Here is a 16522-nt window from a genome sequence, read left to right on the forward strand (position 1 = left end):
ACGACTGTTCGTGGCCTGGGAACAACACAGTGGACGCGAGCAACTGAGGACAAGCCCTCGGCCTATTAGTACCAGTCAGCTCCACCCGTTACCGGGCTTCCACATCTGGCCTATCAACCCAGTCGTCTACTGGGAGCCTTAACCAATCAAGTTGGTGGGAATACTCATCTTGAAGCAGGCTTCCCGCTTAGATGCTTTCAGCGGTTATCCTTTCCGAACGTAGCCAACCAGCCATGCCCTTGGCAGAACAACTGGCACACCAGAGGTTCGTCCGTCCCGGTCCTCTCGTACTAGGGACAGCCCTTCTCAATATTCCTACGCGCACAGCGGATAGGGACCGAACTGTCTCACGACGTTCTAAACCCAGCTCGCGTACCGCTTTAATGGGCGAACAGCCCAACCCTTGGGACCGACTCCAGCCCCAGGATGCGACGAGCCGACATCGAGGTGCCAAACCATCCCGTCGATATGGACTCTTGGGGAAGATCAGCCTGTTATCCCCGGGGTACCTTTTATCCGTTGAGCGACAGCGCTTCCACAAGCCACTGCCGGATCACTAGTCCCGACTTTCGTCCCTGCTCGACCCGTCGGTCTCACAGTCAAGCTCCCTTGTGCACTTACACTCAACACCTGATTGCCAACCAGGCTGAGGGAACCTTTGGGCGCCTCCGTTACCCTTTAGGAGGCAACCGCCCCAGTTAAACTACCCATCAGACACTGTCCCTGATCCGGATCACGGACCCAGGTTAGACATCCAGCACGACCAGAGTGGTATTTCAACGACGACTCCACAACCACTGGCGTGGCCGCTTCAAAGTCTCCCACCTATCCTACACAAGCCGAACCGAACACCAATATCAAACTATAGTAAAGGTCCCGGGGTCTTTCCGTCCTGCTGCGCGAAACGAGCATCTTTACTCGTAGTGCAATTTCACCGGGCCTATGGTTGAGACAGTCGAGAAGTCGTTACGCCATTCGTGCAGGTCGGAACTTACCCGACAAGGAATTTCGCTACCTTAGGATGGTTATAGTTACCACCGCCGTTTACTGGCGCTTAAGTTCTCAGCTTCGCCACCCCGAAGAGCAGCTAACCGGTCCCCTTAACGTTCCAGCACCGGGCAGGCGTCAGTCCGTATACATCGCCTTACGGCTTCGCACGGACCTGTGTTTTTAGTAAACAGTCGCTTCTCGCTGGTCTCTGCGGCCACCCCCAGCTCAAGCAGCAAGTGCTATCACCAAAGGTGGCCCCCCTTCTCCCGAAGTTACGGGGGCATTTTGCCGAGTTCCTTAACCATAGTTCACCCGAACGCCTCGGTATTCTCTACCTGACCACCTGAGTCGGTTTAGGGTACGGGCCGCCATGAAACTCGCTAGAGGCTTTTCTCGACAGCATAGGATCATCCACTTCACCACAATCGGCTCGGCATCAGGTCTCAGCCTTAACGTGTGACGGATTTGCCTACCACACGGCCTACACCCTTACCCCAGGACAACCACCGCCTGGGCTGGACTACCTTCCTGCGTCACCCCATCGCTTACCTACTACAAGTCTGGTTCGTCGGCTCCACCACTACCCTCAACTCCGAAGAGATCGGGCCGGCTTCACGGACTTAGCATCGCCTGATTCAGTACTGGGCGTTTCAAAGCGGGTACCGGAATATCAACCGGTTGTCCATCGACTACGCCTGTCGGCCTCGCCTTAGGTCCCGACTTACCCTGGGCAGATCAGCTTGACCCAGGAACCCTTAGTCAATCGGCGCACACGTTTCTCACGTGTGTATCGCTACTCATGCCTGCATTCTCACTCGTGAACCGTCCACAACTCGCTTCCACGGCTGCTTCACCCGGCACACGACGCTCCCCTACCCATCCCAGCAGGCGTTGGCCCTGATGCTGGAATGACACGACTTCGGCGGTACGCTTGAGCCCCGCTACATTGTCGGCGCGGAATCACTTGACCAGTGAGCTATTACGCACTCTTTCAAGGGTGGCTGCTTCTAAGCCAACCTCCTGGTTGTCTCTGCGACTCCACATCCTTTCCCACTTAGCGTACGCTTAGGGGCCTTAGTCGATGCTCTGGGCTGTTTCCCTCTCGACCATGGAGCTTATCCCCCACAGTCTCACTGCCGCGCTCTCACTTACCGGCATTCGGAGTTTGGCTAAGGTCAGTAACCCGGTAGGGCCCATCGCCTATCCAGTGCTCTACCTCCGGCAAGAAACACACGACGCTGCACCTAAATGCATTTCGGGGAGAACCAGCTATCACGGAGTTTGATTGGCCTTTCACCCCTAACCACAGGTCATCCCCCAGGTTTTCAACCCTGGTGGGTTCGGTCCTCCACGAAGTCTTACCTCCGCTTCAACCTGCCCATGGCTAGATCACTCCGCTTCGGGTCTAGAGCGTGCAACTCAATCGCCCTGTTCGGACTCGCTTTCGCTACGGCTTCCCCACACGGGTTAACCTCGCTACACACCGCTAACTCGCAGGCTCATTCTTCAAAAGGCACGCAGTCACGACGCACCGAGCAAGCTCGATGCGCGACGCTCCCACGGCTTGTAGGCACACGGTTTCAGGTACTATTTCACTCCGCTCCCGCGGTACTTTTCACCATTCCCTCACGGTACTATCCGCTATCGGTCACCAGGGAATATTTAGGCTTAACGGGTGGTCCCGCCAGATTCACACGGGATTTCTCGGGCCCCGTGCTACTTGGGTGTCTCTCAAACAAGCCGCTGATGTTTCAGCTACGGGGGTCTTACCCTCTACGCCGGACCTTTCGCATGTCCTTCGCCTACACCAACGGTTTCTGACTTGTCTCACAGCCGGCAGACTGTGAAAGAGAGATCCCACAACCCCGCATGCGCAACCCCTGCCGGGTATCACACGCATACGGTTTGGCCTGATCCAGTTTCGCTCGCCACTACTCCCGGAATCACGGTTGTTTTCTCTTCCTGCGGGTACTGAGATGTTTCACTTCCCCGCGTTCCCTCCACACTGCCTATGTGTTCAGCAGCGGGTGACAGCCCATGACGACTGTCGGGTTTCCCCATTCGGACACCCCCGGATCAAAGCTCGGTTGACAGCTCCCCGGGGCCTATCGCGGCCTCCCACGTCCTTCATCGGTTCCTGGTGCCAAGGCATCCACCGTGCGCCCTTAAAAACTTGGCCACAGATGCTCGCGTCCACTGTGCAGTTCTCAAACAACGACCAGCCACCCACCACCCCGCCAGAAACTGACGAGTTCACTGGGGCCGGCAACCGAAGGACGACCATCACGGCCGTACCTTCAGATACCCAACAGCGTGCCCGACCCGACCCACTCACCCCCACGTTCCACGCTCCGAAGAGCAGTACTGGTGAAGACTCATGCGCCGTGCCGAGTAGTCAACGTTCCACCCATGAGCTACCAGCACCGGACATTCGCCGGTGTTCTGGCCTCTGACCAGGCAGAGCCTGGTAAGAAGTGCTCCTTAGAAAGGAGGTGATCCAGCCGCACCTTCCGGTACGGCTACCTTGTTACGACTTCGTCCCAATCGCCAGTCCCACCTTCGACAGCTCCCTCCCACAAGGGGTTGGGCCACCGGCTTCGGGTGTTACCGACTTTCGTGACGTGACGGGCGGTGTGTACAAGGCCCGGGAACGTATTCACCGCAGCAATGCTGATCTGCGATTACTAGCAACTCCGACTTCATGGGGTCGAGTTGCAGACCCCAATCCGAACTGAGACCGGCTTTTTGAGATTCGCTCCGCCTCACGGCATCGCAGCTCATTGTACCGGCCATTGTAGCACGTGTGCAGCCCAAGACATAAGGGGCATGATGACTTGACGTCGTCCCCACCTTCCTCCGAGTTGACCCCGGCAGTCTCCTGTGAGTCCCCATCACCCCGAAGGGCATGCTGGCAACACAGAACAAGGGTTGCGCTCGTTGCGGGACTTAACCCAACATCTCACGACACGAGCTGACGACAGCCATGCACCACCTGTACACCGACCACAAGGGGGGCACCATCTCTGATGCTTTCCGGTGTATGTCAAGCCTTGGTAAGGTTCTTCGCGTTGCGTCGAATTAAGCCACATGCTCCGCTGCTTGTGCGGGCCCCCGTCAATTCCTTTGAGTTTTAGCCTTGCGGCCGTACTCCCCAGGCGGGGAACTTAATGCGTTAGCTGCGGCACCGACGACGTGGAATGTCGCCAACACCTAGTTCCCAACGTTTACGGCGTGGACTACCAGGGTATCTAATCCTGTTCGCTCCCCACGCTTTCGCTCCTCAGCGTCAGTAATGGCCCAGAGATCCGCCTTCGCCACCGGTGTTCCTCCTGATATCTGCGCATTTCACCGCTACACCAGGAATTCCGATCTCCCCTACCACACTCTAGCCTGCCCGTATCGACTGCAGACCCGGAGTTAAGCTCCGGGCTTTCACAACCGACGCGACAAGCCGCCTACGAGCTCTTTACGCCCAATAATTCCGGACAACGCTTGCGCCCTACGTATTACCGCGGCTGCTGGCACGTAGTTAGCCGGCGCTTCTTCTGCAGGTACCGTCACTTTCGCTTCTTCCCTGCTGAAAGAGGTTTACAACCCGAAGGCCGTCATCCCTCACGCGGCGTCGCTGCATCAGGCTTTCGCCCATTGTGCAATATTCCCCACTGCTGCCTCCCGTAGGAGTCTGGGCCGTGTCTCAGTCCCAGTGTGGCCGGTCGCCCTCTCAGGCCGGCTACCCGTCGTCGCCTTGGTAGGCCATTACCCCACCAACTAGCTGATAGGCCGCGGGCTCATCCTTCACCGCCGGAGCTTTCAACCTTCTCCCAGGAGGGAGAAGGTGGTATCCGGTATTAGACCCCGTTTCCAGGGCTTGTCCCAGAGTGAAGGGCAGATTGCCCACGTGTTACTCACCCGTTCGCCACTAATCCACCCCGAAGGGCTTCATCGTTCGACTTGCATGTGTTAAGCACGCCGCCAGCGTTCGTCCTGAGCCAGGATCAAACTCTCCGTGAATGTTTTCCCGTAATCGGGACCACACATCACGAGAGCGGAACGAACCGGGTCGGAATATGACCCGTCGTCCACTGCGTCCTCGCTGTGTTTTTTGCCTGCCAGATCTAATGACCTCGCAGGACTTTCAAAGGAACCTCCAACCTGCCGTAGCAGGCCGGGGTATCAACATATCTGGCGTTGACTTTTGGCACGCTGTTGAGTTCTCAAGGAACGGACGCTTCCTTTGTACTCACCCCTGCGGGCTTTCCTCCGGGCGCTTCCCTTCGGTCTTGCGTTTCCGACTCTATCAGACTCTTTCGTGTCCGATTCCCGGTCGAAGCGGGTCAATCGATTTTCGCTTTCCGGGTCTTCGCTTTCGCGCTTTCCCTTTCGGCGTGTCCACTACTTTAGCGGATTCTCCCGGTTACTCATAATCGAGTCAGTGGGATCGAATTCCGGCATGCCGAAACTCGCACCCTCTGGGGTGAGTCGTAGGTAGTGGTTGGCCGCTTCCGGGTCTGCGCGGTGTGCGATCCGATGGACCGAACCAACAGCTATACCCGTGTCAAGCGACTCGGACAACATTAGGTGTCCCCCAGGGGGCGAGTCAAGTTCACCTGCGGCGGGGCACATGGGCGCGGTACGGGCTCACCGTGGGGTCGCCGTCGATCCAGTACCGCCAGGGGTGCACCGCCCCGTCGCCGCCCACTCCCGTGCGCGGCCCGTTCCGCACCTGGTCACGGGGCGGCGGGGCACCGTGCAGTACGTAGAGCTCGGCGCCCTCGTGAGCGATGGCGTCGGTGCCGTTCAGCGGCCGGCCGATGTCCAGGGCAGTCGCCAGGCGCGCCGGGCCTTTGGCCAGTTCCCTGTCATTACGGGCCGAAACTCGACGTTTGCGGGTCAGCTCGGCGCCCACCACGATCTCGCCGGCCCTCAGCAGGACCCCGCTCGCCCGGCCCTCGGTCCCGCACACCAGGTTCATGCAGTGCCACATCCCGTACGTGAAGTAGACGTACGCGTGGCCGGGCGGCCCGTACATCGCCTCGTTGCGCCGTGTCCGGCCCCGGAAGGCATGGGAGCCGGGGTCGATCTCACCGGCGTACGCCTCCACCTCCGTCAGGCGCAGCTCGATCGGCCCGTCCGGGGTGTTGCGTACCAGGTGGCGGCCGAGGAGATCGGGTGCCACCTCCAGTACGGGGCGGTCGAAGAAGGTCCGCGGGAGCGGCGTACGGTCCGGGCCATCGATCATGAGGTTCGAGGTTAGCGGGAACCGAGTACGGTCGTCGCGCGTATGTAGGGGTCAGGACCTAGGAGGGAAACAAGATGGGCTTCAAGCGGCTGCTCGCGAGCATGGGTGCCGGCGGCGCCTCGGTGGAGACGGAGCTGAGCGAGGTCAACGTCGTTCCGGGCGGGGTCGTCCAGGGCGAGGTCCGCATTCAGGGCGGATCGGTCGACCAGCAGATCGAGGGGCTCTCCGTGGGGCTGCAGGCCCGCGTCGAGGTCGAGGGTCAGGACCAGGAGTACAAGCAGGACATCGAGTTCACGAAGCTGCGGCTCGGCGGCGCCTTCGAGGTGCGGGCCGGGGCGGTGCACGTGGTGCCGTTCGGGCTGGAGATCCCCTGGGAGACCCCGATCACCATGTTCGCCGGCCAGCACCTGCACGGCATGAACATCGGTGTGACCACCGAACTGGAGATCGCGCGCGCGGTGGACTCCGGCGACCTCGACCCGATCAACGTGCACCCGCTGCCGGCCCAGGAGGCCATCCTCGACGCCTTCGGCCAGCTGGGCTTCCGCTTCCGCAGCGCCGACATGGAGCGCGGCCACATCCGCGGCACGCGTCAGCAGCTGCCCTTCTACCAGGAGATCGAGTTCCTCCCGCCGTCGCAGTACCGCGGGCTGAACCAGGTGGAGCTGTCCTTCGTCGCGGACGACCGCGAGATGGACGTCGTCCTGGAGATGGACAAGAAGCCGGGCCTGTTCAGCGAGGGCAGCGACTCGTACCGCGCCTTCAAGGTCGGTCTGCACAACTACCGCGAGACCGACTGGGCGGCATATCTGAACCAGTGGCTGGCGCAGGTCGGCGGGCAGCGCAACTGGCTCTAGGGTCGGAGGTCGGGCGCGGGGGGATCGATCTTCCCGCCGCGCCGTCCGACGGAACCTACAGAGAGGTGCTGACGTGACCGAGCCGAAGAGGGCGCCGCTGCCGCACGACTTCCATCCGGAGGTTCCCTCGTTCACCGTGGTGAGCGAGGACCTCGCTCCGGGGGCCGTGCTCGCCGACGCCCAGGTGTACGCGGCCGGGAACACCTCGCCGCAGCTGCGGTGGGAGGGCTTCCCGGCGGGCACGAAGAGCTTCGCCGTGACGTGCTTCGACCCCGACGCCCCGACGGGCAGCGGGTTCTGGCACTGGGTGCTCTTCGACATCCCGGCTTCGGTCACGGAGCTGCCGGCGGGCGCGGGCGGCGGCTCGTTCGAGGGGCTGCCCGCCGGCGCCGTGCACGCGCGCAACGACTACGGGACGAAGGACTTCGGCGGGGCCGCCCCGCCGGCCGGGGAGAACCACCGCTATGTGTTCACGGTGTACGCGGTGGACACCGAGAAGCTCGGCACCGACGGCGACACCTCGCCCGCCGCGGTCGGCTTCAACCTGCGGTTCCACACCCTGGGCCGGGCCCAGTTGATCGGTGAGTACGCGGAGCCCGCCGCCACCGACTGAGTACCAGAACTTCCGCCGCCGTTTGCCCTGCCCTGGTCCTGGAGAGATCAGGGCAGGGCATTTTTTTAATGCGTTGTCCCTCACGGCGTGCGCGGCCAGAGTGGGTCCGGGCCCGCCAGGGGGCGGCCGGCACACGGGAGGTGGGCGAGATGCGGGACACGCTGGTGCTGAACGCGAGCTTCGAACCACTGTCGACGGTGACGCTGAACCGTGCGGTGGTGCTGATCCTTCAGGACAAGGCCGTCGTCGAGCAGTCGCACCCCGACCTCCGCATGCGTGGCGCCGATGTCGACATCCCGGTGCCCCGGGTGATCCGGCTCTGCCGGTACGTAAGGGTGCCGTTCCGAAGACAGGCCCCGTGGTCCAGGAGGGGGGTCCTGGTCCGGGACCAGCACCGGTGCGCGTACTGCGGGAAGCGGGCGAGCACCGTCGACCATGTCGTGCCGAGGGCGCAGGGCGGGCAGGACACCTGGCTCAATACGGTGGCCTCGTGCGCCGAGGACAACCACCGCAAAGCGGACCGAACGCCGGAGCAGGCGGGGATGCCGCTGCTGCGGCAGCCGTTCGTACCGTCTCCGGCGGAGGCGATGCTGCTGGCCCTGGGGGCCGGTGAGCGTTCGGCGCTCCCGGAGTGGCTGGCGCACAGCGCCGCGTAGCCGGCATACGCCCGATGACGTGACCGAGGCCCGTCTCCCGTGTGGAGACGGGCCTCGGGCGTTCAGCGGAGCAGCAGTTGGACGATGGCGACCGTGCCGACCGTGACGATGAGGGCGCGCAGCAGGGTGGGGCTGAGGCGGCGGCCGACCTTGGCGCCGATCTGGCCGCCGAGGGCGGAGCCGATCGCGATCAGGAGGACGGCGGTCCAGTCGAAGTCGGCGACGAAGAGGAAGAAGAGCGCGGCGATGCTGTTGACGATGGCCGCGAGGACGTTCTTCACGGCGTTCAGGCGCTGCATGGTGTCGTCGACCAGCATGCCCATGAGGGAGAGGTAGATGATGCCCTGCGCGGCGGTGAAGTAGCCGCCGTAGACGCTGGCCAGGGTCAGGCCGATGTAGAGCAGCGGGCCGCCGTCCGGGTGGGCCGATTCGCCCTTGTCGGCGCGCCGTCGCTGGACAGCCTTGCTGATGCGCGGCTGGAGGATGACCAGGACGAGGGCCAGGGCGACCAGGACCGGGACGATGGTCTCGAAGGCCGTGGAGGGCAGGGCCAGGAGCAGGGTGGCGCCGGTGAGACCGCCGACGAGGGCTCCGGTGGTGAGCTTGAGGACGCGGGAGCGCTGGCCCCGGAGTTCCTTGCGGTAGCCGATGGCGCCGCTGATGGAGCCGGGGATGAGGCCGAGCGCGTTGGAGACGGTGGCCGTGACCGGGGGCAGCCCGGTGGCCAGCAGGACGGGAAAGGTGATCAACGTCCCGGAGCCCACGATGGTGTTGATGGCTCCGGCGCTGATCCCCGCTGCGAAGACGGCGAGCATCTCCCAGATGGACATGGTGTTTCCCCCGTGCATGATCGGTGCTTTGTGCACGAATCATGCACGGGGGTGGAGCGTGTCAGTCGAGCGGGGGCTGCTCGCGCCGCTCCTGGCCGGTGTTGAAGCCGGGTGCGCCGGTGGAGAGGTTGCCGAAGGCGCCGCTGAGGCCCTTGAGGGCGTCGCCGATCTCGCTGGGCACGATCCAGAGCTTGTTGGCGTCGCCCTCGGCGATCTTCGGCAGCATCTGGAGGTACTGGTACGAGAGGAGCTTCTGGTCCGGGTCTCCGGCGTGGATGGACTCGAAGACCGTACGGATGGCCTGGGCCTCGCCCTCGGCGCGCAGGGCGGCGGCCTTGGCCTCGCCCTCGGCGCGCAGGATCGCCGACTGCTTCTCGCCCTCGGCGGTGAGGATCGCGGACTGGCGGGTGCCCTCGGCCTGGAGGATGGCGGCGCGCTTGTCGCGGTCGGCGCGCATCTGCTTCTCCATCGAGTCCTGGATGGAGGTGGGCGGCTCGATGGCCTTGAGCTCGACGCGGTTGACGCGGATGCCCCACTTGCCGGTGGCCTCGTCGAGGACTCCGCGCAGGGCGGCGTTGATCTCCTCGCGGGAGGTGAGGGTGCGCTCCAGGTCCATGCCGCCGATGATGTTGCGGAGCGTGGTGACGGTGAGCTGCTCGATGGCCTGGATGTAGCTGGCGACCTCGTACGTCGCGGCCCTGGCGTCGGTCACCTGGTAGTAGATGACGGTGTCGATGTTGACGACCAGGTTGTCCTGGGTGATGACGGGCTGTGGCGGGAAGGGCACGACCTGCTCACGGAGGTCGATCCGGTTGCGGATCGAGTCGATGAACGGGACGACGATGTTCAGGCCCGCGTTGAGGGTGCGGGTGTAGCGGCCGAACCGTTCGACGATGGCGGCGCTGGCCTGGGGGATGACCTGGATCGTCTTGATCAGGGCGATGAAGACGAGCACCACCAGAATGATCAGGACGATGATGATCGGTTGCATCGTTTCCTCGTGCCCTTCGGTTGATGATCGTCATCGAGTCTGACAGAACACGCCTTGCCGTGGGGGCCGTTCGGTCACATGACGACGGCCGTCGCCCCGTCGATGTCGACGACATCGACCTGTTGGCCGGGTTCGAAGCTGAGTCCGGAGTCTAGGGCGCGCGCCGACCAGATCTCCCCGGCCAGCTTGATCCGGCCGCCGGACGCGTCCACGCGTTCCAGTACGACGGCCTGACGGCCCTTCAGTGCGTCGATGCCCGTGGCGAGCTGGGGTGCGCGGTCGGCCCGTTGGCGGCGGGCGATCACCCGGACGACGGCGGTCAGCGCCACCGAGACGATGACGAAGACCAGGACCTGGGCGACGATTCCGCCGCCGAGGGCCGCCACGACCGCGGCGGCGACCGCCCCCACGGCGAACATGCCGAACTCGGGCATCGCGGTCAGGACGAGCGGAATGCCCAGTCCCACCGCGCCGATCAGCCACCACACCCACGCGTCGATGTCCACATGGTCATGGTAGGGCCGTCAACGCCCTTACGGACAGGGCGCGATCGGGGCGGTGGGGTTTCGGGGGCGGGTGTCAGGCGAGCGGCAGGCCGCGGGCGGTGTAGCGGTCGCCCTGGTGCTCGACGACGAGGGGCAGGCCGAAGCAGAGGGAGAGGTTGCGCGAGGTCAGCTCGGTCTCCATGGGGCCGGCGGCGAGCACCTTGCCCTGGCGGATCATCAGGACGTGGGTGAAGCCGGGGGCGATCTCCTCGACGTGGTGGGTCACCATGATCATGGAGGGCGCGTACGGGTCGCGGGCCAGCCGGCCGAGGCGGCGGACGAGGTCCTCGCGGCCGCCGAGGTCGAGGCCGGCGGCGGGCTCGTCCAGGAGGAGCAGCTCGGGGTCGGTCATCATGGCGCGGGCAATCAGGGTGCGCTTGCGCTCGCCCTCGGAGAGGGTGCCGAACTTGCGGTCGAGGTAGTCGGTCATGCCGAGCCGGTCGAGGAAGGCGCGGGCGCGGTCCTCGTCGACCTGGTCGTAGTTCTCGTTCCAGGTGGCGGTCATGCCGTAGGCGGCGGTGAGCACCGTCTGGAGGACCGTCTGGCGGCGGGGGAGCTTGTCGGCGAGGGCGACGCCCGCGATGCCGATGCGGGGGCGCAGCTCGAAGACGTCGGTGCCGACGCCGCCGAGCCGCTCACCGAGCACGTCGGCGCTGCCCCTGGTGGGGAAGAGGTAGCTGGAGGCGATGTTGAGCAAGGTGGTCTTGCCGGCGCCGTTGGGGCCGAGGATGACCCAGCGCTCGCCTTCCTTGACCGACCAGGAGACGCCGTCCACCAGAGCGCGTCCGTCGCGGACCACTGATACGTCCACCAGCTCCAGTACATCGCTCATGAGCGCGTTGTCTCCCCATGCAGTGTCGAGATCGTCGCATGCCGGTCGGGCAGGCTCCCAGGGAAAACCTACGCCACGGCACGAGTACGGGCGGCGCTGGGCCCGCCGTCACGAACCGGGTCGTGACGGGACGCACACCGCCCACGACAGGTCCTAGGCCGTGTCCGTAAAGTCGATCGCTCGTTACTCCGTTCGTGGTGCGTCGACATGAACTGACCGATGAGTCGTGGGCGTTGATCGCTCCGTTGCTGGCGCCGGGGCGGATGGGCCGGCCGGTGCGGGACCGGCGCCAGGTGGTGAACGGGATCCTGTGGAAGCTGTCCACCGGGGCCGCCTGGCGTGACCTGCCCGAACGCTACGGCCCGTGGAAGACGGTCTACGAACGCTTCCGCCGCTGGTCCGCCGACGGCACCTGGGACCGCCTCCTGGCTCACGTCCAGCAGCACTGTGACGCCGTCGGACAGGTCGACTGGACGATCGTGTGTGTCGACTCCACCACGGTGCGGGCCCACCAGCACGCGGCCGGGGCCCGAAAAGGGGGCCCTGGGAGGGCGAGGCGCTCGGCCGGTCGCGCGGCGGGCTGACCAGCAAGATCCACCTGGCCTGCGACGGTCGGGGACGCCCCCTGGCCTTCACCCTGACCGGCGGGAACGTGAACGACTGCACCCAGTTCGAGCCGGTCATGGAACGCATCCGGATCGCCCGGCCGGGGCCGGGCAGGCCCCGGACCCGGCCCGAGCGGGTGGTGGCGGACAAGGGCTACTCGGCCCGCAGGATCCGTGCCTACCTGCGTCGGCGCGGGATCGCCGCGACGATTCCCGAGCGGATCGACCAGATCAACGGGCGCCTGCGCCGCGGCGAGAGTCTCTGCCGGCTCGATCGGACCGCCTACCGGCGGCGCAACGTCGTCGAGCGCTGCTTCAGCCGGCTCAAGCAGAACCGGGCCCTGGCCACTCGCTACGACAAACGAGCCGCCCACTACCAAGCAATGGTCACCCTCGCCTGCCTCCAACTCTGGCTCCCATGACTTTCCGGACACCCCCTAGGCTGTCCGCATGCTTGTGGAACCACGTTCAGGGGTGCTGGCCGCCTGGGGGAACGCGTTGCTGGCGGGGCTGGTGTCGCCGGACGACGCGGTGCTCGCCGTGGTCGGGGAGGACGCGGTGCACCGCGTCGAGGGGCTGCCCGGTGAGGCCGGTCCGGTGGGGCTCACGTTCGCGCTGGGGCGGCTGCGGTCGCTCGGGGTGAGCGGTTTCCGGGTCGCGCTGCCGGTGCCGGGGCATCCGCTGGGGCTGAGCGGTCCGCCGGAGTTCAACGCCCGCGCGCTGGAGGCGGAGGAGGCGGTGGTCGGCCACGGCGCGCCGTACGGGCTGGTGCCGGAGGTGCGCGAGGCGGGCCCGGCCGGGGATGTGCACGTGGATGTGGTGTGGCACTGCCTGGCGGTGCGGGAGGCGCCGCCGGCCGATGTGCCGTCGCTGGGTGAGGCGGAGCGGGAGCTGGCGGAGGCGCTGCGGGACGCGACGGCGGTGCTGACCCGGCTGGACGTGGCGGGGTCGGGGCCGGTGGCCGAGGCGGCGGTGGACGCGTACCGGGCGCGGGCGGAGCGGGGGCGCGAGGTGCTGGCGCCGGGCTATCCGCCGCGGGCGGTGCGGGTCCTGGAGCTGGCGCAGCGGGTCGGGCTCCTGGTCTCGGTGGCGTACGAGAACGGGCACGGCGGTGCGGTGAGCGCGTCGGAGATGGCGGCCAGGGCGGAGGCGCTGCGGCCGGTGGAGCGGGTGGCGCGGCGGGCGCAGGTGGCGGCGTACAACGCGTACGTGGAGGAGCCGGCGCGGTAGCGGGGGCGCGGGGTGCGCCGGCGCGGTCGGGAGGAACCCGGCGCGCGCCGGGCCCCCGCGCGGCCGGTGGTCAGCCTGCCGCTCCGTGGCGGACCGCCCAGAGGGCGGCCTGGGTGCGGTCGGAGAGGTCGAGCTTCATCAGGATGTTGGAGACGTGGGTCTTGACCGTCTTCTCGGACAGGACCAGGGCGCGTGCGATCTCCCGGTTGGAGCGGCCGTCGGCGATCAGGCCGAGCACTTCCCGCTCGCGTTCGGTGAGGGTGCTGCCCCGGCCGGTGCCGGTGCCGGGCTCGTCCTGGGCGAGGAGTGCCCCGGCGACCTCGGGCTGGAGCAGGACGTGTCCGGCGTGGACGGAGCGGATGGCCCCGGCCAGGGCGTCCGGGTCGACGTCCTTGTACACATAGCCGGAGGCGCCCGCGCGCAGGGCGGGGACGACGGTGCGCTGCTCGGTGAAGCTGGTGACGATCAGCACCTTGGCCGGGTTCGCCAGCTCGCGGAGTCTGCGCAGCGCCTCGATGCCGTCGGTGCCGGGCATCTTGATGTCCATCAGTACGACGTCGGGCCGCAGCTTCTCGATGGCGGCCACGCCCTCGGCGCCGTCGGACGCCTCGCCGACCACTTCGATGTCGTCCTGGATCTCCAGGAACGTACGCAGGCCGCGGCGGACGACCTGGTGGTCGTCGACGAGCAGCACCCTGATGATCCTGTCAGCCACCGGGGATCTCCATCTCGATCGTGGTGCCCTTGCCGGGCTCGGACTCAACGGTGAGCCGGCCGCCGACGCCGCCGGCGCGGTCGCGCATGGAGACCAGGCCGAGGTGCCGGCCGGCCCGGCGGGTGGCGGCGGGTTCGAAGCCCCGGCCGTCGTCGGTGACGCGGAGCACGGTGGCGCCGTCGCGGCGGACGAGGGTGACCTCGACGTGGTCGGCGTCGGCGTGGCGCAGGGCGTTGTGCAGGGCTTCCTGGGAGACCCGGAGCAGGGCCTCCTCCTGGGCGGCGGGCAGGGCGCGGACGCCGGTGGAGGTGAAGGTGACGTGCGCGGTGTGGGCCCGGTCCAGGACCTGGACCTGGGTGCGGAGGGTGGCGACGAGGCCGTCCTCGTCCAGGGCGGCCGGGCGGAGCTCGACGACGGCGGCGCGCAGTTCGTCCACGGCTTCGGCGGCGAGGGCGGCGACCTGCTGGAGTTCGCCCTTGGCGCGGGCCGGGTCGCGGTCGACGAGGGTGGCGGCGGCCTGGGCGGTGAGCCGGAGCGAGAACAGTTTCTGGCTGACCGCGTCGTGCAGCTCGTGGGCGAGGCGGGAGCGTTCCTCGGCGATGGTGAGTTCGCGGCTGCGCTCGTAGAGGCGGGCGTTGGTCAGGGCGATGGCGGCGTGCTGGGCGAGGATCGAGAGGAGGTCCTCGTCCTCGGCGGTGAATCCGCAGACGCCCTCCGGCTTGGGGCACCTCTTGTTGGCGAGGAAGAGCGCGCCGATGGTCTCGTCGCCGTCCCGGATGGGCAGTCCGAGGAAGTCGGACATGTCGGGGTGGGCACTGGGCCAGCCGCCGAAGCGGGGGTCCTTGCGGACGTCGGCGAGCCGCTCGGTGCGGGCGGTGTGGAGCATGGCGGCGAGGATGCCGTGCTGGCGGGGCAGCGGGCCGATGGCCTTCCACTGCTCCTCGCTGACGCCGTCGACGACGAACTGGGCGAAGCCGCCGTGGTCGTCGGGGACCCCGAGGGCGGCGTACTCGGCGTCCAGGAGTTCGCGGGCGGAGGCGACGATCGTCTTCAGGACGTCCCGTACCTCCAGGTGGCGGCTCATGGCGAGCAGCGCCGCGCTGACGGCCGCGAGGCCCGAGGGGGGTCGGTGGCTCATGTGGCTCACGGTACCGGCGGGGTCCGCTGCCCGTATCGGGCCGGGGGCGGCCGGGGACCGGGGCGCAGGGCCTAGGACCTGCGGCGGGGGGCGGGTCCGGCCCGCAGCCCGTTCGGAACGTCGCATTCCGCATTGCTTCAGCAACGTACGGTCATGAAGAGGCTCGCCCGATGTGAGGCCGCGCATAGGGTCCACGTCACTTACGAAGTTGCCTAGTGGACCGAAAAGGGCGATTTGGGCGGTCTTGACCTGGGAGTGAACCCGGCAAACCGCCCGCCATTCCACTACCCGGCTTCGTACGTCACACCTTTGCCAGGCCATTTTGCCGCCGCTAAGAATTGAGCTCGTCCCCGACGGAGATGCGTAGTCGCTCCCGTCTTCGTCCTCCGTGAGGACCCCCCGAATTCGAAGAGGTACGCCTGTATGTCCGCGCACAGCATCACCGGCCGTCTCCGACGCCTGAACAAGACCCAGAAGCTCTCCGCCGCCGGCATCTCCGCCGTCGCCGCCGCTGCCCTCTCCTTGTCCCTGGTGCCCGGTGATGCCGAGGCCGTGACCGAACCGCAGGCCCTCTCCGCAGCCCCGGTCGTCTTCGACTCCGCGAACTCCAAGCAGGTGCGGGCGATCCAGGACAGCGTCATCGAGCAGCACTCGACCGCCGAGAAGCTGGTCAAGGCCGCCGACGCCGCCAAGGCCGAGAAGGCCGCCGCGGTGAAGGAGGAGACGGGTTCGAAGTCCAAGCACTCCGACGACTCCGATCGCTCCGATCGCTCCGAGCGCTCCGGGAAGTCCGGCAAGAACGAGAAGTCCTGGGCGAAGAAGTCGAAGGGGCACGGCAAGTCCGAGCGCAAGTCCGAGAAGAAGTCCTCGCGCGGCGACGAGGCCGCGAGCCGCTCCTCCGCCCGTACGCACATGTACGCCAACAACCTGGACGGCTGGATTCGCGAGTCCCTGGCCATCATGAAGGAGAGGGGCATTCCGGGTACGTACGAGGGCCTGCACCGCAACATCATGCGGGAGTCCAGCGGCAACCCGAACGCCATCAACGACTGGGACATCAACGCCCGCAACGGCGTGCCGTCGATCGGTCTGCTCCAGATCATCAAGCCGACGTTCGACTACTACCACGTGTCCGGCACCCCGCACACGCAGTACGACCCGGTCGCCAACATCACCGCGTCGGCCAACTACGCCGCCGACAAGTACGGCTCGATCGACAACGTCAACAGCGCGTACTGATCCGCTCCGGTCGCGGGGCGTGACGAAACGCCGGAGGGCGGC

13 protein-coding genes and 2 rRNA genes are annotated in these 16522 nt (G+C 66.2%); 6 read left to right on the forward strand and 9 right to left on the reverse strand.

Going from position 1 to position 16522, the window contains the following annotated elements; all coding sequences use genetic code 11:
- Nucleotides 1-45: 45 nt before the first annotated feature.
- From OG710_RS04895 to OG710_RS04905, 3 genes are all read right to left on the reverse strand, one after another.
- Nucleotides 46-3169, reverse strand: a 23S ribosomal RNA gene (locus OG710_RS04895).
- 306 nt (nt 3170-3475) lie between these two features.
- A 16S ribosomal RNA gene (locus tag OG710_RS04900) occupies nt 3476-5001 on the reverse strand.
- The 16S and 23S rRNA genes sit together here, the layout of an rRNA operon.
- 592 nt (nt 5002-5593) lie before the next feature.
- Nucleotides 5594-6229 (reverse strand): DNA-3-methyladenine glycosylase, encoded by a 636-nt coding sequence (locus OG710_RS04905; protein WP_330238235.1) that lies wholly within the window; start codon nt 6227-6229, stop codon nt 5594-5596.
- A 74-nt stretch (nt 6230-6303) separates the two neighbouring features.
- Between OG710_RS04905 and OG710_RS04910 the strand changes: the two genes are divergently transcribed.
- The 3 genes from OG710_RS04910 to OG710_RS04920 all read left to right on the forward strand — a co-directional run bounded on the left by OG710_RS04910 (nt 6304) and on the right by OG710_RS04920 (nt 8355).
- Complete coding sequence (locus OG710_RS04910; RefSeq protein ID WP_330238236.1) at nt 6304-7086, forward strand: sporulation protein; 783 nt, start codon at nt 6304-6306, stop codon at nt 7084-7086.
- Between the two features lie 73 nt (nt 7087-7159).
- Nucleotides 7160-7699, forward strand: a complete 540-nt coding sequence (locus OG710_RS04915; RefSeq protein ID WP_330238237.1) for a YbhB/YbcL family Raf kinase inhibitor-like protein — start codon at nt 7160-7162, stop codon at nt 7697-7699.
- Between the two features lie 149 nt (nt 7700-7848).
- Complete coding sequence (locus tag OG710_RS04920; protein ID WP_111333290.1) at nt 7849-8355, forward strand: HNH endonuclease; 507 nt, start codon at nt 7849-7851, stop codon at nt 8353-8355.
- A gap of 62 nt (nt 8356-8417) precedes the next feature.
- On the opposite strand, the gene OG710_RS04925 is transcribed toward OG710_RS04920, so the two are convergent.
- From OG710_RS04925 to OG710_RS04940, 4 genes are all read right to left on the reverse strand, one after another.
- On the reverse strand, nt 8418-9185 hold the full coding sequence (locus tag OG710_RS04925; protein WP_330238238.1) for a sulfite exporter TauE/SafE family protein: 768 nt from the start codon (nt 9183-9185) through the stop codon (nt 8418-8420).
- Between the two features lie 61 nt (nt 9186-9246).
- Nucleotides 9247-10176, reverse strand: coding sequence for an SPFH domain-containing protein (locus OG710_RS04930; protein WP_111333286.1), 930 nt, complete (start codon nt 10174-10176; stop codon nt 9247-9249).
- Between the two features lie 74 nt (nt 10177-10250).
- On the reverse strand, nt 10251-10682 hold the full coding sequence (locus OG710_RS04935; protein WP_330238239.1) for an NfeD family protein: 432 nt from the start codon (nt 10680-10682) through the stop codon (nt 10251-10253).
- Between the two features lie 73 nt (nt 10683-10755).
- The gene (locus OG710_RS04940) at nt 10756-11553 is read right to left on the reverse strand and encodes an ABC transporter ATP-binding protein (RefSeq protein ID WP_330238240.1); all 798 of its coding nucleotides are present in this window, start codon (nt 11551-11553) and stop codon (nt 10756-10758) included.
- A gap of 194 nt (nt 11554-11747) precedes the next feature.
- Between OG710_RS04940 and OG710_RS04945 the strand changes: the two genes are divergently transcribed.
- Both OG710_RS04945 and OG710_RS04950 read left to right on the forward strand, forming a co-directional pair.
- A protein-coding gene (locus OG710_RS04945; RefSeq protein ID WP_443064224.1) for an IS5 family transposase occupies nt 11748-12580 on the forward strand; the annotation gives its coding sequence in 2 pieces (ribosomal slippage) (nt 11748-12090 and nt 12090-12580; 834 coding nt in all).
- Nucleotides 12581-12608: 28 nt separating this feature from the next.
- Nucleotides 12609-13388: a hypothetical protein gene (locus tag OG710_RS04950; protein ID WP_111333280.1), complete on the forward strand. Its 780-nt coding sequence runs from the start codon at nt 12609-12611 to the stop codon at nt 13386-13388.
- A 70-nt stretch (nt 13389-13458) separates the two neighbouring features.
- On the opposite strand, the gene OG710_RS04955 is transcribed toward OG710_RS04950, so the two are convergent.
- Nucleotides 13459-14103, reverse strand: coding sequence for a response regulator (locus tag OG710_RS04955; protein ID WP_111333278.1), 645 nt, complete (start codon nt 14101-14103; stop codon nt 13459-13461).
- On the reverse strand, nt 14096-15241 hold the full coding sequence (locus OG710_RS04960) for a GAF domain-containing sensor histidine kinase (protein ID WP_330238241.1): 1146 nt from the start codon (nt 15239-15241) through the stop codon (nt 14096-14098). Before OG710_RS04960 ends, OG710_RS04955 begins: the two co-directional genes overlap by 8 nt.
- Nucleotides 15242-15664: 423 nt before the next feature.
- Here OG710_RS04960 and OG710_RS04965 point away from each other — a divergent pair, with 423 nt between their 5' ends.
- Nucleotides 15665-16480 carry a transglycosylase SLT domain-containing protein gene (locus OG710_RS04965; RefSeq protein ID WP_330238242.1) on the forward strand — a complete coding sequence of 272 codons (816 nt, stop codon included), beginning with the start codon at nt 15665-15667 and terminating at the stop codon, nt 16478-16480.
- Nucleotides 16481-16522 lie beyond the last annotated feature (42 nt).

Source organism: Streptomyces sp. NBC_00525, assembly GCF_036346595.1.
Lineage (GTDB): Bacteria > Actinomycetota > Actinomycetes > Streptomycetales > Streptomycetaceae > Streptomyces.

What these genes read in the sequence shown, in the direction of transcription:
- OG710_RS04905 (WP_330238235.1), bottom strand. Translation starts at nt 6,229, where the DNA reads ATGATCGATGGCCCGGACCGTACGCCGCTCCCGCGGACCTTCTTCGAC.
- OG710_RS04910 (WP_330238236.1), top strand. Translation starts at nt 6,304, where the DNA reads ATGGGCTTCAAGCGGCTGCTCGCGAGCATGGGTGCCGGCGGCGCCTCG.
- OG710_RS04920 (WP_111333290.1), top strand. Translation starts at nt 7,849, where the DNA reads ATGCGGGACACGCTGGTGCTGAACGCGAGCTTCGAACCACTGTCGACG.
- OG710_RS04925 (WP_330238238.1), bottom strand. Translation starts at nt 9,185, where the DNA reads ATGTCCATCTGGGAGATGCTCGCCGTCTTCGCAGCGGGGATCAGCGCC.
- OG710_RS04930 (WP_111333286.1), bottom strand. Translation starts at nt 10,176, where the DNA reads ATGCAACCGATCATCATCGTCCTGATCATTCTGGTGGTGCTCGTCTTC.
- OG710_RS04940 (WP_330238240.1), bottom strand. Translation starts at nt 11,553, where the DNA reads ATGAGCGATGTACTGGAGCTGGTGGACGTATCAGTGGTCCGCGACGGA.
- OG710_RS04950 (WP_111333280.1), top strand. Translation starts at nt 12,609, where the DNA reads ATGCTTGTGGAACCACGTTCAGGGGTGCTGGCCGCCTGGGGGAACGCG.
- OG710_RS04960 (WP_330238241.1), bottom strand. Translation starts at nt 15,241, where the DNA reads ATGAGCCACCGACCCCCCTCGGGCCTCGCGGCCGTCAGCGCGGCGCTG.
- OG710_RS04965 (WP_330238242.1), top strand. Translation starts at nt 15,665, where the DNA reads ATGTCCGCGCACAGCATCACCGGCCGTCTCCGACGCCTGAACAAGACC.